Consider the following 19,563-nt stretch of genomic DNA (forward strand, 5'->3'; position numbering starts at 1 on the left):
ATTGTTATTTTAAATTTTGAAACTTAAGGAAGGAAGAAGTGAATAATGGAAAAGAAGAAAAATGATGAAACAAATTATGAGGAAGTGGAAGTTAAAGAAGAAACTCTTGAAGAGTCAGAGATTTTAGAGGATCAAGAGTTTGAAGGTATTGATGAGGAACATATAGTTTCTCTGGAAGCGGTAGTTGAGGAACTTCAGACTTCCAATAAAAAGTTAGTAGATGAAAATACTAAGCTGCAAAATGAACTTAACGCTGTAAAAGACAGGCTTTTGAGACTTACAGCAGAGTATGAAAATTATAGAAAAAGGACTGCTAAGGAAAAAGAAGGAATTTATACAGATGCTTGTGAGGATGTGCTTAAAAATATGTTTCCAGTGCTGGATAATTTAGAAAGGGCAGCAGCAGTTAATGGAAGTGTAGAGGATATAAAAAAAGGAATTGATATGACTATAAGACAATTTAAAGACAGTTTAGAAAAATTGCAGGTTGAAGAAATTCCAGTAGATAATGGCTTTGATCCTAATTTACACAATGCAGTAATGCATATAGAAGACAGCAACTTGGGAACTAATGTTATAGCTGAAGTTTTCCAAAAGGGGTATAAAAGAGGAGACAAAGTATTAAGACACAGCATGGTAAAGGTTGCAAATTAATCTTTATAGTAATTATAACCTTAATATATAATGTTTAAGAAATTCAAAGGAGGATTTTTAAATGGGAAAAGTAATTGGAATTGATTTAGGAACAACTAATTCATGTGTTGCAGTAATGGAAGGTGGGGAACCAGTTGTAATACCTAATGCGGAAGGAGGAAGAACTACACCATCTGTAGTGTCCTTTCAAGCAAGTGGAGAAAGATTAGTAGGACAGGTTGCAAAAAGACAGGCTATAACTAATCCTGATAAGACTATTATATCTATTAAGAGACATATGGGAACTAACCATAAGGTAAATATTGATGGAAAAGAATATACTCCACAAGAAATTTCAGCTATGATACTTATGAAGATAAAGGCAGATGCAGAAGCTTATCTTGGCGAAAAAGTTACTCAAGCTGTTATAACTGTACCAGCATATTTTAATGATAGCCAGAGACAAGCAACTAAGGATGCTGGTAAAATTGCAGGCCTTGAAGTTTTAAGAATAATAAACGAACCAACAGCAGCTTCTCTTGCATATGGACTTGATAAACAGGATGAAAGCCATAAAATATTTGTATATGACTTAGGTGGTGGTACATTTGATGTATCCATACTTGAACTTGGTGATGGAGTATTTGAAGTAAAGGCTACCAATGGTAATACTAGACTTGGTGGAGACGACTTTGACCAAAGGATAATGGATTATATAGCTGATACTTTCAAAAGAGAAAATGGAATAGATTTAAGAAATGATAAGATGGCTCTTCAAAGATTAAAAGAAGCAGCTGAAAAAGCTAAAATAGAATTATCTTCTTCATTACAGACAAATATAAATCTTCCATTTATAACTGCTGATGCAACTGGTCCAAAGCATATAGATATGAATTTAACAAGAGCTAAATTTAATGAACTTACTCATGATTTAGTAGAGGCTACTATTGAGCCTATGAGAAAAGCGCTTAACGATGCAGGACTTTCAATAAATGAAATAGATAAAGTTATATTAGTTGGTGGTTCTACAAGAATACCAGCTGTTCAAGAAGCAGTTAAGAACTTTACTGGTAAAGAACCATCTAAAGGAGTTAATCCAGATGAATGTGTGGCAGTAGGTGCTGCAATTCAGGCAGGTGTTTTAACTGGAGATGTTAAAGACGTATTGCTTCTTGATGTAACACCATTAACACTAGGAATTGAAACTTTAGGTGGAGTAGCTACACCTTTGATTCCAAGAAATACAACAATACCAACTAGAAAGAGTCAAATATTCTCAACTGCAGCTGATGGGCAAACGTCTGTTGAGATAAATATTGTTCAAGGTGAAAGACAGATGGCTGCAGATAATAAGTCACTTGGAAGATTTACACTTTCAGGAATTGCACCAGCTCCAAGAGGAGTTCCACAAATAGAAGTTACTTTTGATATAGATGCAAATGGTATAGTTAATGTTTCTGCAAAAGATAAAGGAACTGGTAAAGAAGCAAACATAACAATTACTGCTTCAACAAATCTAAGTGATGAAGAAATTGATAAAGCAGTAAAAGAGGCAGAAAGATACGCAGAAGAAGATAGAAAGAGAAAAGAATCTGTAGAAGTTAAAAATAATGCTGATCAAATGGTGTATCAATCAGAAAAAACTTTAAAGGATTTAGGAGATAAGGTGTCTGCAGAAGACAAAGCTAAAATAGAAGAAAAAATAAAAGCTGTAAATGCTGTTAAAGACGGAAATGATTTGGAAGCTATAAAGAAAGCTACTGAAGAATTAACTCAAGAGTTTTATGCTGTATCTGCTAAGATATATCAAGCAAATGGTGGAGCAGCAGGAGCAGGCTTTGATCCGAATAATATGGGAGGAGCAAATACTGGAACTCAAGGACCAAAAGATGACAATGTAGTAGATGCAGATTTTAAAGTAGAAGATGACAAATAATAAATAATCTGTATAATATATAAGGGATGGGTAACATGACCCCTCCCTTAATTTAAGTTAGTTGTAATTTACAAAATGTAGGTGGTGAAAACGGGATGGCGAAAAAAGACTATTACGAAGTTCTTGGATTACAAAAAGGTGCTAGTGACGATGAAATAAAAAAAGCGTTTAGAAAATTAGCTATTAAATATCATCCTGATAAAAATCAAGGAAACAAGGAAGCAGAAGAAAAGTTTAAAGAGATAAATGAAGCCTATCAAGTTTTATCTGATCCTGAAAAAAAGGCTCAATATGATCAGTTTGGAACTACAGATTTTAGTGGAGGCGGAGGTTTCCAGGGTGGTTTTGATTTTTCTGATATAGGTGGTTTTGGAGATATATTTGAAAGCTTTTTTGGAGGGGGATTTGGAGCAGGACGAAGAAGAAATGGACCTGAAAGAGGAGCCGATATTGAATATTCTTTAAATTTAACTTTTGAAGAAGCTGTATTTGGAGCAGAAAAAGAAATTGCAGTAAACAGATATGAAAGATGTGAAACTTGTTCTGGTAATGGTTCGAAACCAGGCACATCACCAAAAACCTGTGATAAATGTAATGGTTCTGGTCAAGTTAGAGTTCAAAGAAACACTCCTCTTGGAAGCTTTGTAAGTGTAAACACTTGTGATAAGTGCGGCGGTAAGGGAAAATTAATAACAGATCCATGCCCAACTTGTAAGGGAACAGGAAAAGAAAGAAAACATAGAAAAATAAAAATAAATGTACCTGCCGGTGTAGACACAGGAAATGTTATACCTTTAAGAGGTCATGGAGAACATGGAGTTAATGGAGGACCTCCAGGAGATTTATATGTAAACATAAGAGTTTCATCGCATCCAACCTTTAAGAGAAAAGGCTTTGACATTTATATAGATAGACATATTAGTTTTGCAAAGGCTGCTTTAGGTTGCGAGTTAAAAGTACCTACAGTAGATGGAGAAGTTAAATATGAAGTGCCTGCTGGAACACAGCCAGGAACAGTGTTTAGACTTAAAGGAAAAGGTGTTCCAAGGGTAAACAGCAGCGGCAGAGGAGATCAATATGTAAATATCATAGTAGATATTCCTAAAACTTTAAATGAAAAGCAAAAAGAAGCTCTTAAAATGTTTGTAGAAGCTACTGGTGAAGCACGTGAGGATGGAAAGAAATCTTTTATGGACAAATTAAAAGACAAAATAAAGTAGTATAAAACTTCGCTTTATGAAATATAAAGCGAAGTTTTACTGTGTTTATTCAAATATGTTTAGTATGGCTATTGTTTTGGAATAATAAAAACAATATAATAATTAAAGATATATTTTGAAGGGATTGAAAAAAATGAATGGAAAATGGATAGAGGTTAAAGTTGTAACAAGCAGTGATGGGGTGGAGCCTATAACAGGTATATTTTACGGTTTAGATGTTAAAGGAGTTGCAATTGAAGACCCTAGAGATATTTTAGAAAGAGAACAAGGACCTTTAACTTGGGATTTTGCCGATATAAATATTTTTGAATACGGCAATGAGGCTGCAGTAGTTAAGGGATATTTTAACTTAGATGAAGATATGACGAAGATTAAAAAATATATAGAAGATAAGTTAGCTGAGCTTAGACAAATGGATTTAGATATAGGTGAGGGCAAAGTTATTATTAACGAAGTTCATGAAGAGGATTGGGCTAATAATTGGAAGAAGTACTATAAGCCTACAAAAATCGGTGAAAAAATTGTAATAAAACCTATTTGGGAGAAGTATGAGAAGAAGGATGACGAAATTATAGTAGAAATGGATCCTGGTATGGCTTTTGGTACTGGTACTCATGAAACTACTATGATGTGTATTGAAGCTTTGGAAAAATATATATCCTCTGATGCTATAGTATTTGATATTGGAACTGGTTCAGGAATATTAGCTATTACTGCTGCTAAATTAGGAGCAAAAAAGGTTGTAGGTGTGGATTTAGATCCTGTTGCAATAGATTCTGCGAAATCAAATGTGAAATTTAATAATTTAAATAACATTGAAATACTACATGGAAACCTTATGGAAGTTGTAGAAGGAAAAGCAGATATAGTTGTTGCAAATATAATTGCAGATATAATTATATTACTATCAGAAGATGTAAAGAAATTTTTACAGCCTGGAGGGTATTTTATATCTTCAGGGATAATAAAGGATAGAAAAGAAGATGTAGTTAATAAGCTGACTTCTATAGGGTTTAATATCAAAGAAGTTAATACTCTTGGAGAATGGGTATGTATAGTGGCAGGCTTATAAGGAGAAGAACATATGCATAAGTTTTTTGTAAAGAAAGAGAATATTGATGGTGATTTTGCAGTTATTGAAGATGATGACGTAAAACATATTTATAAAGTATTAAGACTAAGTGTTGGCGATAAAATAAGTATTAACAATCTTGAAGGAAGTGAATTTTTAGGTGAAATTAGATCGATAAATAAAAGACAAGTTACAGTAAAACTTTTGGAAAAACTTCCTGTAAATAATGAAAGCCCAATTAATATTTATCTTTATCAAGGGCTTCCTAAGTCAAGCAAAATGGATTTAATTGTTCAAAAAGGAACTGAACTAGGTGTAAAAGAGATAACACCTGTTATAACAGAAAGAGTAATTGTAAAAAGTGAGCTTGGCGAGTTTAAAAAGGTAGATAGATGGAACAGAATAGCTCTAGAGGCTTGTAAGCAATGTAAAAGAACTTTAATACCAAAGATAAATACTCCTATTGAGTTTGAACATCTTATAAATGATATAAAAACTATGGACTTAGTTGTAGTACCGTACGAAAATCAAGAGAGTTTTGGTATAAAGAATGTTATAAAATCAGTTAAAAATAATACGAAAAATATTGCTATAGTTATAGGTCCTGAGGGCGGTTTTGAGCAATCTGAAATAGAAGTTTTCAGGAATATTGGAGCACATATAGTGACGCTTGGTCCAAGAATTCTAAGGACTGAAACCGCAGGCTTTGTTTGTGTATCATTACTAATGTATGAACTAGGTGATATAGGAGGATTATAGGGGGGGATCTAATGAAGGTTGCATTTTCAACGCTAGGCTGTAGAGTAAATCAATATGAGTCAGAAGCTATGACCGAAAAGTTTTTAAGAGAAGGTTATGAAGTAACTTCTTATGACAGCTTTGCAGACGTATATGTTATAAATACATGTACAGTAACAAATATGGGAGATAAAAAATCTCGTCAAATGATAAATAGAGCAAGAAGGCAAAATCCTGATGCTATTATTGCTGTAGTAGGATGCTATTCTCAGATAGCTCCAAATGAAGTAGCTAAAATTGAAGGTGTTGATGTAGTTTTAGGTACAAGAAATAAAGGGGAAATAGTTTATTGGGTTAATAGAGCTAGAGAAGAAAAAAAGCAGATTGTTGAAGTAAAAGATGTACTGAGAAATAAGGTATTTGAAGAATTAAATATTGAAGAATATCAAAATAAAACTAGAGCGTTTTTAAAAATTCAGGATGGATGTAATAGATTTTGTTCATACTGTTTAATACCTTTTGCTCGTGGAGCGGTATGCAGCAAAAGTCCAGAAAAGGTGCTTGCAGAAGTAAAAGAACTTGCGAAAAATGGTTTTAAAGAAGTCATATTATCTGGAATTCATACTGCATCTTATGGGGTTGATTTAGATAAGAGTGTCACTTTAGTAGATTTGCTTGAACAAATAGATAATGTGGAAGGAATTGAGAGGATAAGAATTGGTTCAATTGATCCTACGTTCTTTAGTGAAGGTGTAATTGAAAGAATAATAAATATAAAAAAATTATGTCCTCATTTCCATCTATCTCTTCAAAGTGGATGTGATGCTACTTTAAAAAGAATGAATAGGGGCTATACTTCAGAAGAATATAGAAAAGTAGTAGAAGATTTAAGAAAGCATATAAAAGATGTATCTATAACTACAGATATTATAGTAGGTTTTCCAGGAGAGTCTGAAGAAGAATTTAGTATTACTTATAATTTTTTAAAGAATATAAAACTTTCGAAAATGCATGTGTTTAAGTTTAGTCCTAGAACTGGAACTAAAGCTGCTTTAATGAGTGATCAGGTAAGTAATGACATTAAAGATGAGAGAAGCAATAAACTTATAGAGCTTAATAATATGCTTGAAAATGAATTTATGAATAAATTCAAAGATAGATTTATGGATATTTTATATGAGCAAAGATATAATAATGAAGAAAAATATGAAGGATATACACCAAATTATATAAAGGTAGTTTCAAAATGTAACGATAATATAGAAGGAAAAATAATACAAACAAAACTTATAGAATCTATGAAAGAGTTTATGATAGGAGAAATTAAATCATAGCTTAAAGGAGGTGAAACTATGGAAGGTTGTTTATTCTGCAGTATTATAGAAGGAAAAATACCTTGTGAAAAAGTATATGAAGATGAAATGGTATTAGCATTTAAAGATATTAATCCAGAAGCTCCAATACATGTATTAATTATTCCTAAAAAACATATAAATAGTATAAATGATCTAGAAGATAAACATGAAAATTTAATAGGACATATTTATACTGTTTGTAAAAAAATTGCCGCTGAATTAGGTATAGCTGAGAGTGGTTATAGAGTAGTGACAAATTGCGGAGCGAATGCAGGTCAAACTGTTTACCATATACATTTTCATCTTTTAGGAGGTAGAAATTTAAATTGGCCTCCAGGTTAAAATAAAGCTAAAATGAAATTCTTGACAGTTTATAAATCTATATTGTATAATTAATATTGTGCTGTTTAGCCCATAGATGCTGCATTTAATTTTTACTGATTAAATTGTGCTAGCGGAGGGAGGGATAAGATATGTCAGAAATTAGAGTTGGAGAAAATGAAACATTGGATAGTGCATTAAGAAGATTTAAGAGAAAATGCGCTAGAGCAGGAGTTCTTTCAGAAGTTAGAAAGAGAGAACATTATGAAAAGCCAAGTGTTAAAAGAAAAAAGAAGTCTGAGGCTGCAAGAAAGAGAAAGTTTAAATAGAATTCTTTTCGAAAGAGGGTACTAGAGATGTCTCTTAAAGAAAGACTGCAAGAAGATTGGAAGCAGGCTTTGAAGGCAAAAGATAAATTCAAGGCTGATACTATAAGTATGGCTAAAGCTGCTGTTTTACAGGTAGAAAAAACTGATGGTGTTAAGCTTGATGATGAGCAAATTATTGAAGTTTTAGCTAGAGAAGTAAAGCAAAGGCGTGAAGCTATACTGGAATTTGAAAAAGGAAATAGGCAGGATCTTGTACATAAAGCAAATGCTGAAATTGAGATCTTGTTAGATTACCTTCCTCAGCAGTTAAGTGAAGAAGAAATATTGGTTATGATTCAAGATGCAGCTGTTGAAGTTGGTGCAAATAGCATTAAAGATATGGGTAAAGTTATGCAAAGTTTGGCTCCTAGAATAAAAGGAAGAGCTGATGGTAAGCTTGTAAGTCAAATGGTAAGGGAACATTTAAATAAATAATAATGTTGTAAAAGGTTCGGTTTTCTGAACCTTTTTTATTTTTTTGAGCTTTCTATTTTGTCATTTATTATTATAATATAACATAAATTTAGTATGAAAGTATTTTCTAGGGGTGTAAGGTGTGGAAAATAAGCTTAATAAGACAAAAGAAACTTTAGCTCAAAGATTAGATTTACCTAGAGATGTAGTTATGAATATACCTAGGATAACGATAACCGGAGATAATGAGATAACTATAGAGAATCATAAGGGTGTAATACTTTTTGAAGAAAAAGAAATTAAAGTTAATTCAAATGTAGGATTAATAACGGTATATGGGTATGGGTTTGAAATACTTTTTATGGGTGGCACTACATTAACTCTCAGTGGAAAATTTAAATCGGTGGTTTATGAAGGAAATGAATAAATTTGATAAATATAAGAAAGGAATAATAACTATTGAAATACAATCCCATATACCAGAAAAATTTATAAACCTACTTTGGAAGAATGAAATTCAGATAAAAAATATAAGAAAAAAAAGTATAACTACTATGACTATGGACATAAATTTAAAGGATTATAATAGAATTGAGGAGATAGCTAAGAGGACTAAAACTAAGATTAAAATATTAAATAGAAGAGGACTAACATTTTTTTTAATTAAAGTGAGGAAAAGAACAGCTTTAGTCTTTGGGTCTTTGTTATTTGTATTTATATTATACTACCTATCTACATTTATATGGAGAATAGATATTCAAACTGAAAATAATCTATCACCATATGAAATAAGACAGCAGCTAATGTCTTATGGAATTGTTCCCGGTATTAGTAAAAATAAAATAAATGTATATGAGCTTCAAGACAAAATGCTGAAAAGTAATAATGATAGTATAATGTATTTTAGAGCAAGAATAGAAGGTTCAAGGTTAATAGTTAATGCTATTGAAAAAACTCCTCCGCCAAATATGATAACAGAAACTGAACCATGTAATTTAGTTGCCAAAAAAGATGCAGAAATAGTTAGAGTATTTACTGCTGCAGGTACTGCTACTGTAAAAAAAGGCGATATGGTTAAAGCAGGACAAATTATAGTTAAGGGTGAACAAGGAAAAGATGGTAGTACATATGCGGTTCATGCAAAAGGGAGTGTTTATGCAAGAACTTTTTACGAGGAGATAAAAGAGGTGCCATTAAAAGGTATAAAAAAAGAGAAAACAGGAAATAAAATTGAAAATATATATGTAGAAATAATGGGAAAAAGAATTTATTTAAAAAACAGTTTAAATAAATTTAAAACTTATGATAAAATAATAGAAAATAGTTCATTTATTAAAAAAGAAATATATGAGGAAACAAAGGAAATTAATTATTCTTTGGATGTTGACGCAGTAACAAAATCTACTTCTGATGAACTGTTTTCAAAAATTATAGAAAGCTTGGATAAAACAGTAAAAATTCAAGATAAAAATATATATACAGAATCTTCCGGTGATAATTTAAGAGTACGTGTGCTTATAATTGCAGAAGAAAATATAGCAATTGAAGAAAAACTTCAGTGAAAAGAGTAGAATTAATAAACAAAAGGTGGGATAGGTTTGGGATCACTAAATTTCAAGGAATTTTTATTTACAAATAGATTAAAACATATAACTATATATGTATGTACATTTTTAGTAATATATTTTGTACTGATTACAGCTCTTATTACTAAAACCTACGATATAAAAAAGGGAGATATATCAAAAATAACTATTAAAGCCCAGCGAGATATAAAGGATGATATAAGCACAAAGGCTAGAATAGATGAAGCTATAAGCCTTATACCACCTCAGTATACTATTAAAGCTGAAGTAAAAGATAGTGTATTAAATAGAATTAGTACGTTGTTTTTAAAAACAATATCTTTAAAGGATAGTAACTTGGAAAAAGATAAAAAGATTAAGGAACTTTCACAAATATCTAAAATTGAATTATCTGAAGAAGAATTTGGAGCATTGTTAGGTAAGGATAAAGAAGAATTAAACAACTTAGAAAATTTTCTTATTAAAACGATGTCGGAAATTTATGATTTTGGTATTCAGTATAATCCTGAATTAAGTAAAGAAGTAAATGATGAAAATATAAAAAAAGCACAAGATACAGTACAAATGAAGTTTAACAATTCAAAATTTTCAAAGTCAACTAGAGATTTAGGATCTACTATTGGGATAAAGCTTATAGAACCTAACTCCTTTTATGATAAAGCTAAAACAGAAGAACTTAAAGCACAAGCTATAGATAAAACTCCTCCAGTTATGGTGAAAAAAGATCAGATAATAGTTATGGAAGGAGAAGAGGTAACAGAGGATAAGTATGCATTGCTTAAAAGCCTTGGATTAATCAATAACAATAGTAAATCGGAATGGTATATTTATATAAGCTTAGCTGTGATTATTTGGCTTATATTGTTTTTGGAGAGCTTTTATCTTTATAGATATCATAAAGAAGTCTTTAAAGATAGTAGTAAGATTTTGCTTATAAATATAATAAATTGTATTTCGCTAATAATATCAAGAACATTGAGCATGGTATCACCATTTTTAATTCCCTTAGCTTTTGCACCAATGCTTATTATGCTTCTTATCAATCATAAAGTGTCTTTAACTATTAGCATTTTAAACCTTGTTTTAATTAGTGCAGCTGTTAATTTTAATATAGATATAATGTTGATTGCAATTTTAAATGCTGTAATTGGAGCTCTTATAATTCAGAAGCTTCAGCAAAGAAATGATATATTATATTGTTGCATATATATAGCAATAATAAATACTTTAGCTACCTTGTCAATAGGTTTTCTTCTTAGTAACAATGCAGCAGATATACTTTTAAAAGCAGGCTATTGTCTTGTAGGAAGCTGCCTGTCAGGGATATTAACAGTAGGATTGTTACCATTTTTTGAGAGTGCTTTTGATATAGTTACTACAATAAAACTTTTGGAGCTCTCAAATCCAAACAGTCCCCTGCTTAAAAAGTTATTAATGGAGGCACCTGGAACTTATCATCATAGTGTTGTTGTAGCTAACTTAGCAGAGGTAGCAGCTGAAGTTGTTGGTGGAAATCCTGTATTTGCTAGAGTTTCATCTTATTATCATGATGTAGGTAAAATTAAAAGACCATATTTTTTTAAAGAAAATCAAATAGGGAACGATAATCCACACAGCAAGATTACTCCAAACTTAAGCGGTTTAATTATTACATCACATGTAAAAGATGGTTTGGAATTAGCAAAGGATTATCGACTCCCAAAGGTTATACAAGATATTATAGAACAACATCATGGTACATCACTTGTTAAATATTTTTATATAACAGCAAAAAATTCTACTAATAAGCCTGAAGAAATTGAAGAAGATGATTTTAAATATCCAGGACCAATACCTTCTAGTAAGGAAGCAGGTATAGTTATGCTTGCCGATAGTGTAGAAGCAGCTGTTAGGTCTATTAGTGAACCTACACAAAATAAGATAGAAGAAATGGTAAATAATATATTTAAGTCTAGATTAAACGAAGGACAGTTAGATAACTGTGATTTAACTTTAAAAGATATTAATAACATAAAAGATACTTTTATAAAAACTCTCGTGAGTATATATCATCAAAGAATAGAGTACCCTATTGATAAATATGAAATTAGACAAAAAGATAAATTGGATATTAAACTTTAAGAGGAGATTTCAGTATGATTTTTATAGATAATAGACAGACTAAGGTTACACTAGATAAAGAAACAGAAGATATATTAACTAAAATAATCGATTACTGTCTGAAAGTAGAAAAAGTGTATATAGATTATGAAGTGAGCGTTATTTTTATAGATAACGCTCAAATAAGAGAAATAAATAGAGAATACAGAAAAATAGATAAAGAGACAGATGTTCTTTCTTTTCCTATGTTAGAATATCCTTCTAAAAAAGTTTATAAAGATGTATATTTAAACTATAAGTTTGATGACAGCTTTTTTGATGAAGGTAGGCTTGTATTTGGAGACATAGCAATTTCTCTTGAAAAGGCTAAAGCACAAAGCATTGAATATGGACATTCATTTTTACGAGAAATATGTTATTTAACTATTCATTCAGTACTTCACTTACTTGGCTATGATCATATTGAAGAAGATGATAAAATTATAATGAGAAAAAGAGAAGAAGAGATTTTAGAAAACTTCAACATAAATAGAAATTTATAATACTATACGTATTAATTAGTGAACTGTAAGGAGATAGTTTCTATGAAAGTAAGAAAGCTTTTAGATAGTTTTAACTATGCCATTGATGGTATTATTCATGCGGTTAGGACACAAAGAAATATGAGAATACATATGATTGCAGCCCTTTTAATATTGACTGCATGTTTTTTTTATGACTTAAATAAATTGGAACTTCTTCTTTTAACTATAACAATAACTATGGTAATAATTGCAGAAATGTTTAATACAGCCATAGAGTGTACTATAGATGTAGTTGCAAATTATTATCATCCTTTAGCTAAAATTGCAAAAAATACTGCTGCAGGAGCGGTATTGATAGCTGCTATAAACGCAATAGTTGTAGGCTATATATTATTTTGGGACAGATTAAATACAATTACTCTAGGACTTATCAGGAAGATAAAACATTCTGATCCTTACATGATATTTTTAATACTAATTATAGTTTGTATAGCAACACTTGTAGTTAAAGCAATATTTGGAGAAGGTACCCCCTTAAAAGGAGGAATGCCAAGCGGACATAGTGCAATAGCATTTTGTCTTGCAACAACTATAGCACTGGTGTCTGATGAACAGTCTCTTGCGGTGCTTTTAAGCTATCTTTTAGCTTTTATTGTAGCACAAAGCAGGGTGGATTCTAATGTTCATTCTATATTTGAAGTGATAGTAGGCGCAATTTTTGGAACTCTTCTCACTATAATATTATTTAATATATTTGGATAAATATATTATAAATATTGTTGAAATACTAAATAATAGTGTTATAATTTATATACAAGTTTTGAATTGTTTGTAAGTAAATACCTTATAAGGAATACAAGGAGGGTATATGGAATATAAAGACTTAATTTTAAGAGCTTTAAAGGCCAAGGAAAAAGCTTATGTACCTTACTCAAACTTTAGAGTTGGAGCTGCAGTACTAACTGAAGATGGCAGTGTTTATGAAGGCTGTAATATTGAAAATGCTTCATATGGAGCTACAAATTGTGCAGAAAGGACTGCAATTTTTAAGGCTATTTCAGAGGGACACTGTGAAATTAAAGCATTAGCTGTTGTTGGAGATACTTCAACTTATATCTATCCTTGCGGTATCTGTAGGCAGGTTATTGCTGAATTTGCCAAAAGCGATACACCTGTTATTTTAGCAAAAAATGAAGAGGAATATATAGTTAGAACTTTAGTACAAATATTACCAGACGCATTTACTAAAAGAGATTTGAATAAATAAAAGTTAATAGTAATATAAGGAGTGCATATTAAATAATGTTTAAATCAGGATTCGTGACAATTATTGGAAGACCTAATGTAGGAAAATCAACACTTCTTAATCATATAATGGGAGAGAAGTTATCTATAGTATCCAGTAAGCCTCAAACTACGAGAAACAATATACAAACTATTTTAACCAAGGAAGATTATCAAATAGTGTTTGTAGATACTCCAGGCATTCATAAGCCAAGACATAAGCTTGGAGAATATATGGTAAAAATAGCACAGGATACTATAAAGGAAGTGGATGAAATTTTATTTTTAACTACACCAGATGTTGAGGTAGGAAAAGGGGATAAATACATACTTGAACAATTAAAATCCTTTAAAAAACCAATTTTTTTAGTTTTGAATAAAATAGATGAAAATACAGAAGATAGAGTAGCACAAACAATAAAGAATTATTCAGAATATTTTAGTTTTACAGAAATCATACCTATTTCAGCTTTTAAAGGTAAGAATACAGATAAACTAAATGAGCTTATGGTGAAGTATTTACCTGAAGGTCCTATGTATTATCCAGAAGATATGATAACAGATGTGCAAGAGAGATTTGTAATTGCAGAAATTGTTAGAGAAAAGGCATTACGACTGCTATCTCAGGAAGTTCCTCACGGAATAGCAGTAGATATTATAACTATGAAAAAGAATGAAAAAAATATTTATGATATTGAGGCTACTATACTTTGTGAAAAAGACTCTCATAAAGGTATAATAATCGGGAAAGGTGGGGAAACATTAAAAAAAATATCCACTTATGCAAGACAAGATATGGAAAAATTTTTAGGAACAAAAGTGTATTTAAAGCTCTGGGTAAAAATAAAAAAGGAATGGAGAGATAATATTAGTGTGCTGAGAGAATTAGGTTATAAGTAGTTTATGTTAAAATTTACCTGATTAAAAATATAAAGTCTTAGCAATAATTTAAAATTATAGGATATACTAATGTATAGGAGATGGTTTTCTGTCAATTTTTAAGAGTAAAGCTATGGTTATCAAAGCAGCAGAGTTTAAAGAATCTGATAAAATTATATGGCTGTTCACTGAAAAACTGGGAAAAATTTCTGTTGTAGCTAAAGGTGCAAAGAGGAGCAAAAGCAAGTTTTTGTCTTTAACTTTGCCCTTTTGCTTTGGTAATTACGTGGTTTTTAAAGGTAAAAGTCTATACACATTAAATGAAGGCGAAGTAGTAAATTCATTTCAATTCTTATTAAGTAACTTAGAGAGCCTTACTTATGCTTCTTATTTGTGTGAATTAATAGATATAGCCTTGGTAGAAGAAGAAAGTAATCGAGAGCTTTTTAAAAATTTTATCACTGTTTTTTATTTAATGGAAAATAATGCTGTTGACTATGAATTACTTTTAAGAGCTTTTGAAGTAAAGCTTATAATATCCGCTGGATACTATTTTAATTTAGAAAACTGCAGTATTTGTGGAAAGAAAATAAATACATCTAATTACATAAGTTTTGAACATTTAGGTGGATTATGTAATGATTGCAGAAAAATTGGAGGCATGTCCGTAAGTTATTCAACATATAATACACTTAAATATTTAATTAAAGTACCTATTGAAAATGTATATAGACTTACTTTGACAAAAGAAAATAAATATGAGTTGTATAAGTTATTATCAAATATAATTGGAGATAGTTTTGGAAAAAGACCAAATAGTTTAGAAACTTTTGATTTTATAAAAGGGAGTTGAGTAAAATGAGTGAGATTACATTAGAAAAAATCGATTTAGTGAGAGAAAGAACTGGGGCAAGTTATGCCGAGGCTAAGGAGGCTTTAGAAGCATGCAGTGGAAATGTAGTTGATGCTATAATTTATATGGAAAAAAACAAGAAAAGTCCTTTAGAAGGCGTGTATGCCAGCAAAGATGAGTTTTTAACTTGGATAAAGGATTTAATTAATAAAGGTAATGTTACTCGAATAAGGGTAAAAAAAGAAGACAAGGTTTTAGTTGATATGCCTGTTAATGCTGGTATAGCTGTAGGAATAATAGCTTATGCAATTTGGACTCCTTTAATAGCCATAGGTGTTATCGGAGCTGTTGTTACAAATTTAACAATAGAAATAACTAAAAAAGATGGTTCTGTAGAGGTTGTTAATAAAATAATTAAATCAACTGTTCAAGATATGAAGGAGAAAGTTAATGATGTAGCATTTGAAGTAAAAGAGAAAGTAAATGACGTAGCTTCTGAAGTAAAAGATAAATTTTCCAGTAAAAAAGAAGATGTAAATGGAAAAGAAAATGAAACGGTGTACACTTATACTGTAAAATTTGATGACATTGACAATGAAAAATAAGATTAATATAAACCAGCAATATATAATATTGCTGGTTTTATACATATTATGATAACCTTGTAAATTGTATATTAAAATAATTATTGAAATTATACGTAAACTTAGGTAAAATAATAAAAGTGTGATAAAAATTATGCAATAATAGAAAAAATAAAAGATTAAGAAAAAAAGAGTAAAATGAAGAAAAATATAATATAACAGGAATATTTTATTAAATTAAAGAAAAAATAAATAAAGTATTGTATAATTTATTTATTTAACATGCTATAATATCGTTGTATTAAAGGGAAAGAGGGTGAACAGCATTAGACTTACGCTAAGACAAGAAGAAATTATTAGATTAGTAAAAGAAAATGCGCCAATTACCAGTGAAGCCTTAGCAGAGAAGTTAAATGTTACTAGAGCTGCTCTAAGACCTGATTTGGCAATATTAACTATGACAGGTATATTGGAGGCTCGCCCTAAAGTAGGATATATATATTCCAAAAAAACTTCTTATAGTTTGATTTATGAGTACATAAGAAAAATTAAAGTATATGAACTAATGTCCAATCCTGTTGTTGTAGATGAAAATACAACAGTATATGATGCTATAGTTCACTTGTTTTTAAATGATGTAGGCACATTGTTTGTTGAAAATAATGGAATACTAATTGGAGCCGTATCTAGAAAAGATTTTTTGAAAATAGCAATAGGTGGGACAGATATAAGTAAAGTACCTGTTGGAATTATAATGACAAGAATGCCAAATATCATTTTTGTAGAAAAAGAAGATAGTGCATATCTTGCAGCACAAAGAATTATGGAGCATGAGGTTGATAGTTTACCTGTTGTTGAAAGATTTTATAATAATGGTAAAGAAACTTTAAAAATTGTGGGTAAAATATCAAAGACTAATATCACCCGCTTATTTGTAAAACTGGGTGAAAACAACTAAATTCTAATGATCTAATCGGGACATAATACGACCCGTTAGTATATAAATAAATATTTACAAAGGAGTGTTACAAACATGCAAAGTAAGAAGTATGTTTACCTTTTTAGCGAAGGTAATGGCTCAATGAGAGAACTCCTTGGTGGAAAAGGTGCTAACCTAGCAGAAATGACTAGCTTAGGAATTCCAGTTCCACAAGGATTTACAGTAACTACTGAAGCTTGCAATAAGTACTATGATGACGGTAAGGTTATCGCACAGGAGATAATCGACGAAATTTATGCTACTATGGCTAAGCTTGAAGAAATAACTGGAAAGAAATTTGGTAGTGTTGAAAATCCATTACTAGTATCAGTTAGATCTGGAGCAAGAGCTTCAATGCCTGGTATGATGGATACAATACTTAACCTTGGATTAAATGATGAAACTGTAGAAGCTATGGCAAAGTTAACAAACAATGAAAGATTTGCATATGATTCTTACAGAAGATTCATCCAAATGTTTGCTGATGTTGTTATGGGAGTAGAAAAGAGACATTTTGAAGACATAATGGATGAAATGAAGGAAGCTAAAGGTGTTAAGCTTGACACTGAATTAGATGCTAATGATCTTAAAGAACTTGTTAAAAAATTCAAAGAGTACTATAAGAGTGTTAAGGGAGAAGATTTCCCATCAGATCCAAAAGCTCAATTAATTGAAGCTGTTACAGCAGTATTTAGATCATGGGATAACCCAAGAGCTATTGTTTATAGAAGAATGAATGATATACCATCAAGCTGGGGTACAGCAGTTAACGTTCAATCAATGGTATTTGGTAATAAAGGAGACAATTCTGGTACAGGAGTTGCTTTTTCAAGAAATCCTTCTACTGGAGAGAAGAAGATATTTGCTGAGTATTTAATGAATGCTCAAGGAGAAGACGTTGTTGCTGGTATAAGAACTCCATCTCCAATAAGCAAACTTCAAGAAGATATGCCTGAAGTTTATAATGAATTCGTAGAAATTGTTAATAAACTTGAAAATCACTATAGAGACATGCAAGACATGGAATTTACTATAGAAGATGGCAAGTTATATTTCTTACAAACTAGAAATGGTAAGAGAACAGCTCAAGCTGCTTTAAAAATTGCTGTTGATCTAGTTGAAGAAGGAATGGTAACTAAAGAAGAAGCGATATTAAAGGTTGATCCAAAACAATTAGACAGCCTGCTTCACCCAGCATTTGATGCTGCAGAATTAAAAGCTGCTAAGGTAATAGCTAAAGGACTTCCAGCTTCACCAGGAGCTGCTTGTGGTAAGATTGCCTTTACTGCTGAAGAAGCTAAAGAAAGAGCTGAAAAAGGAGAAAAAGTTGTTCTTGTTAGACTTGAAACTTCACCTGAAGATATCGAAGGTATGGTTGCTGCTGAAGGTATATTAACAGTAAGAGGTGGAATGACTTCCCATGCTGCAGTTGTTGCTAGAGGAATGGGAACCTGCTGTGTAGCTGGTTGTGGAGAATTAAAAGTTGATGAAGAAGCTAGAACAGTTGAAGTTAATGGAATAACATTAACTGCAAATGATTATATATCAATAGATGGAAGTACTGGTAATGTATACGGCCAAGCAATAAAGACTGTAGAACCAGAAATTACTGGTTACTTTGGAACTTTCATGGCTTGGGCTGATGAAATAAGAGCATTGAAGGTTAGAACAAATGCTGATACACCAAGAGATGCACAACAAGCTGTTAAGTTTGGAGCAGAAGGTATCGGTCTTTGCAGAACTGAGCATATGTTCTTTGATGAAAACAGAATACCAGCTATGAGAGAAATGATAGTAGCTAAAAATGAAGAGCAAAGAAGAAAAGCTCTTGAAAAGTTACTTCCAATGCAAAGAGAAGACTTTGAAGGTCTTTATGAAGCAATGGAATATAGACCTGTTACAATAAGATTTTTAGATCCACCATTACATGAGTTCTTACCTCAAGAAGATGAAGATATAAGAGCATTAGCAAATGAAATGGGCTTAACTTTTGAAGAGTTAAAAGCAACTGTTGAATCACTACATGAATTTAACCCAATGATGGGTCATAGAGGATGTAGATTAGCAGTTTCTTATCCAGAAATAGCTGAAATGCAAACAAGAGCAGTAATTGAAGCTGCTATAAATGTTAAGACAAGAAAGGGTTATGATATAGTTCCTGAAATCATGATTCCTCTTGTTGGAGAAGTTAAAGAATTAAAGTATGTTAAAGATGTAGTTGTAAAAACTGCAGATGCTATAATTAAAGAAAAAGGTGTTGAACTTAAGTACATGGTAGGTACTATGATAGAAATACCAAGAGCTGCTTTAACTGCCGATGAAATAGCTAAAGAAGCTGAATTTTTCTCATTCGGAACAAATGACTTGACTCAAATGACATTTGGTTTCTCAAGAGATGATGCTGGTAATTTCTTAAAGCACTACTATGACAAGAAGATTTATGAGTTTGATCCATTTGCAAAATTAGATCAAACTGGTGTTGGTCAACTTGTTGAAATGGCTGCTAATAAAGGTAAAGCAACTAGACCAAACATTAAACTTGGTATTTGTGGAGAACATGGTGGAGATCCATCATCTGTTGAGTTCTGCCACAATGTAGGACTTAACTATGTATCCTGTTCACCATTTAGAGTTCCAGTTGCTAGACTTGCAGCAGCTCAAGCTCAAGTTAAAAATCCAAGAAAATAATTTTATAAAGCAAAATAGTATTAGTATAA

The 19,563-nt window shown here is 31.1% G+C and carries 20 protein-coding genes; all 20 read left to right on the top strand.

The annotated features are described in order from the left end of the window. Nucleotides 1-45: 45 nt before the first annotated feature. The 20 genes from grpE to ppdK all read left to right on the top strand — a co-directional run bounded on the left by grpE (nt 46) and on the right by ppdK (nt 19,534). Complete coding sequence (gene grpE, locus M2651_RS05105; protein ID WP_252131267.1) at nt 46-654, top strand: nucleotide exchange factor GrpE; 609 nt, start codon at nt 46-48, stop codon at nt 652-654. A gap of 61 nt (nt 655-715) precedes the next feature. Continuing rightward, nucleotides 716-2,569, top strand: coding sequence for a molecular chaperone DnaK (gene dnaK, locus M2651_RS05110; protein ID WP_252131268.1), 1,854 nt, complete (start codon nt 716-718; stop codon nt 2,567-2,569). A 95-nt stretch (nt 2,570-2,664) separates the two neighbouring features. After that, complete coding sequence (dnaJ, locus tag M2651_RS05115; RefSeq protein WP_252131269.1) at nt 2,665-3,789, top strand: molecular chaperone DnaJ; 1,125 nt, start codon at nt 2,665-2,667, stop codon at nt 3,787-3,789. 133 nt (nt 3,790-3,922) lie between these two features. Next, complete coding sequence (gene prmA / locus M2651_RS05120) at nt 3,923-4,861, top strand: 50S ribosomal protein L11 methyltransferase (protein WP_252131270.1); 939 nt, start codon at nt 3,923-3,925, stop codon at nt 4,859-4,861. Nucleotides 4,862-4,873: 12 nt separating this feature from the next. Beyond that, complete coding sequence (locus M2651_RS05125) at nt 4,874-5,620, top strand: 16S rRNA (uracil(1498)-N(3))-methyltransferase (protein WP_252131271.1); 747 nt, start codon at nt 4,874-4,876, stop codon at nt 5,618-5,620. Between the two features lie 11 nt (nt 5,621-5,631). Beyond that, nucleotides 5,632-6,933 (top strand): tRNA (N(6)-L-threonylcarbamoyladenosine(37)-C(2))-methylthiotransferase MtaB, encoded by a 1,302-nt coding sequence (mtaB, locus tag M2651_RS05130; RefSeq protein ID WP_252131272.1) that lies wholly within the window; start codon nt 5,632-5,634, stop codon nt 6,931-6,933. An 18-nt stretch (nt 6,934-6,951) separates the two neighbouring features. Next, nucleotides 6,952-7,296, top strand: a complete 345-nt coding sequence (locus M2651_RS05135) for a histidine triad nucleotide-binding protein (RefSeq protein WP_252131273.1) — start codon at nt 6,952-6,954, stop codon at nt 7,294-7,296. A gap of 131 nt (nt 7,297-7,427) precedes the next feature. Then, the gene (gene rpsU, locus M2651_RS05140) at nt 7,428-7,604 is read left to right on the top strand and encodes a 30S ribosomal protein S21 (protein WP_252131274.1); all 177 of its coding nucleotides are present in this window, start codon (nt 7,428-7,430) and stop codon (nt 7,602-7,604) included. 27 nt (nt 7,605-7,631) lie between these two features. After that, entirely contained in the window at nt 7,632-8,078 is a 447-nt protein-coding gene (locus tag M2651_RS05145) for a GatB/YqeY domain-containing protein (RefSeq protein WP_252131275.1), read from the top strand. A gap of 121 nt (nt 8,079-8,199) precedes the next feature. After that, nucleotides 8,200-8,484 carry a sporulation protein YqfC gene (gene yqfC, locus M2651_RS05150; RefSeq protein WP_252131276.1) on the top strand — a complete coding sequence of 95 codons (285 nt, stop codon included), beginning with the start codon at nt 8,200-8,202 and terminating at the stop codon, nt 8,482-8,484. Then, nucleotides 8,468-9,619, top strand: a complete 1,152-nt coding sequence (gene yqfD / locus M2651_RS05155) for a sporulation protein YqfD (RefSeq protein ID WP_252131277.1) — start codon at nt 8,468-8,470, stop codon at nt 9,617-9,619. Before yqfC ends, yqfD begins: the two co-directional genes overlap by 17 nt. Before the next feature lie 36 nt (nt 9,620-9,655). Then, complete coding sequence (locus M2651_RS05160; protein WP_252131278.1) at nt 9,656-11,764, top strand: HD family phosphohydrolase; 2,109 nt, start codon at nt 9,656-9,658, stop codon at nt 11,762-11,764. Between the two features lie 14 nt (nt 11,765-11,778). Continuing rightward, on the top strand, nt 11,779-12,285 hold the full coding sequence (ybeY, locus tag M2651_RS05165) for an rRNA maturation RNase YbeY (RefSeq protein ID WP_252131279.1): 507 nt from the start codon (nt 11,779-11,781) through the stop codon (nt 12,283-12,285). A 42-nt stretch (nt 12,286-12,327) separates the two neighbouring features. Then, a complete protein-coding gene (locus M2651_RS05170; RefSeq protein WP_252131280.1) occupies nt 12,328-13,029 on the top strand; it encodes a diacylglycerol kinase in 702 nt (233 codons plus the stop codon). Nucleotides 13,030-13,135: 106 nt separating this feature from the next. Next, the gene (locus M2651_RS05175) at nt 13,136-13,534 is read left to right on the top strand and encodes a cytidine deaminase (RefSeq protein ID WP_252131281.1); all 399 of its coding nucleotides are present in this window, start codon (nt 13,136-13,138) and stop codon (nt 13,532-13,534) included. Nucleotides 13,535-13,569: 35 nt separating this feature from the next. Beyond that, nucleotides 13,570-14,451 (top strand): GTPase Era, encoded by an 882-nt coding sequence (gene era / locus M2651_RS05180; RefSeq protein WP_252131282.1) that lies wholly within the window; start codon nt 13,570-13,572, stop codon nt 14,449-14,451. A 73-nt stretch (nt 14,452-14,524) separates the two neighbouring features. Further along, the gene (gene recO / locus M2651_RS05185; RefSeq protein ID WP_350338292.1) at nt 14,525-15,283 is read left to right on the top strand and encodes a DNA repair protein RecO; all 759 of its coding nucleotides are present in this window, start codon (nt 14,525-14,527) and stop codon (nt 15,281-15,283) included. Between the two features lie 5 nt (nt 15,284-15,288). After that, the gene (locus tag M2651_RS05190; RefSeq protein WP_252131284.1) at nt 15,289-15,888 is read left to right on the top strand and encodes a DUF4342 domain-containing protein; all 600 of its coding nucleotides are present in this window, start codon (nt 15,289-15,291) and stop codon (nt 15,886-15,888) included. A 304-nt stretch (nt 15,889-16,192) separates the two neighbouring features. Further along, entirely contained in the window at nt 16,193-16,825 is a 633-nt protein-coding gene (gene ccpN / locus M2651_RS05195) for a transcriptional regulator CcpN (RefSeq protein ID WP_434062137.1), read from the top strand. Nucleotides 16,826-16,900: 75 nt separating this feature from the next. Beyond that, the gene (ppdK, locus tag M2651_RS05200; protein WP_252131286.1) at nt 16,901-19,534 is read left to right on the top strand and encodes a pyruvate, phosphate dikinase; all 2,634 of its coding nucleotides are present in this window, start codon (nt 16,901-16,903) and stop codon (nt 19,532-19,534) included. Nucleotides 19,535-19,563: the final 29 nt, after the last annotated feature.

It is taken from the genome of Clostridium caldaquaticum (genome assembly GCF_023806125.1).
GTDB classification, from domain to species: Bacteria; Bacillota; Clostridia; order Clostridiales; family Clostridiaceae; genus Clostridium_AT; species Clostridium_AT caldaquaticum.

What these genes read in the sequence shown, in the direction of transcription:
- grpE (WP_252131267.1), top strand. Translation starts at nt 46, where the DNA reads ATGGAAAAGAAGAAAAATGATGAAACAAATTATGAGGAAGTGGAAGTT.
- dnaK (WP_252131268.1), top strand. Translation starts at nt 716, where the DNA reads ATGGGAAAAGTAATTGGAATTGATTTAGGAACAACTAATTCATGTGTT.
- dnaJ (WP_252131269.1), top strand. Translation starts at nt 2,665, where the DNA reads ATGGCGAAAAAAGACTATTACGAAGTTCTTGGATTACAAAAAGGTGCT.
- prmA (WP_252131270.1), top strand. Translation starts at nt 3,923, where the DNA reads ATGAATGGAAAATGGATAGAGGTTAAAGTTGTAACAAGCAGTGATGGG.
- M2651_RS05125 (WP_252131271.1), top strand. Translation starts at nt 4,874, where the DNA reads ATGCATAAGTTTTTTGTAAAGAAAGAGAATATTGATGGTGATTTTGCA.
- mtaB (WP_252131272.1), top strand. Translation starts at nt 5,632, where the DNA reads ATGAAGGTTGCATTTTCAACGCTAGGCTGTAGAGTAAATCAATATGAG.
- M2651_RS05135 (WP_252131273.1), top strand. Translation starts at nt 6,952, where the DNA reads ATGGAAGGTTGTTTATTCTGCAGTATTATAGAAGGAAAAATACCTTGT.
- rpsU (WP_252131274.1), top strand. Translation starts at nt 7,428, where the DNA reads ATGTCAGAAATTAGAGTTGGAGAAAATGAAACATTGGATAGTGCATTA.
- M2651_RS05145 (WP_252131275.1), top strand. Translation starts at nt 7,632, where the DNA reads ATGTCTCTTAAAGAAAGACTGCAAGAAGATTGGAAGCAGGCTTTGAAG.
- yqfD (WP_252131277.1), top strand. Translation starts at nt 8,468, where the DNA reads ATGAAGGAAATGAATAAATTTGATAAATATAAGAAAGGAATAATAACT.
- ybeY (WP_252131279.1), top strand. Translation starts at nt 11,779, where the DNA reads ATGATTTTTATAGATAATAGACAGACTAAGGTTACACTAGATAAAGAA.
- M2651_RS05170 (WP_252131280.1), top strand. Translation starts at nt 12,328, where the DNA reads ATGAAAGTAAGAAAGCTTTTAGATAGTTTTAACTATGCCATTGATGGT.
- M2651_RS05175 (WP_252131281.1), top strand. Translation starts at nt 13,136, where the DNA reads ATGGAATATAAAGACTTAATTTTAAGAGCTTTAAAGGCCAAGGAAAAA.
- era (WP_252131282.1), top strand. Translation starts at nt 13,570, where the DNA reads ATGTTTAAATCAGGATTCGTGACAATTATTGGAAGACCTAATGTAGGA.
- M2651_RS05190 (WP_252131284.1), top strand. Translation starts at nt 15,289, where the DNA reads ATGAGTGAGATTACATTAGAAAAAATCGATTTAGTGAGAGAAAGAACT.
- ppdK (WP_252131286.1), top strand. Translation starts at nt 16,901, where the DNA reads ATGCAAAGTAAGAAGTATGTTTACCTTTTTAGCGAAGGTAATGGCTCA.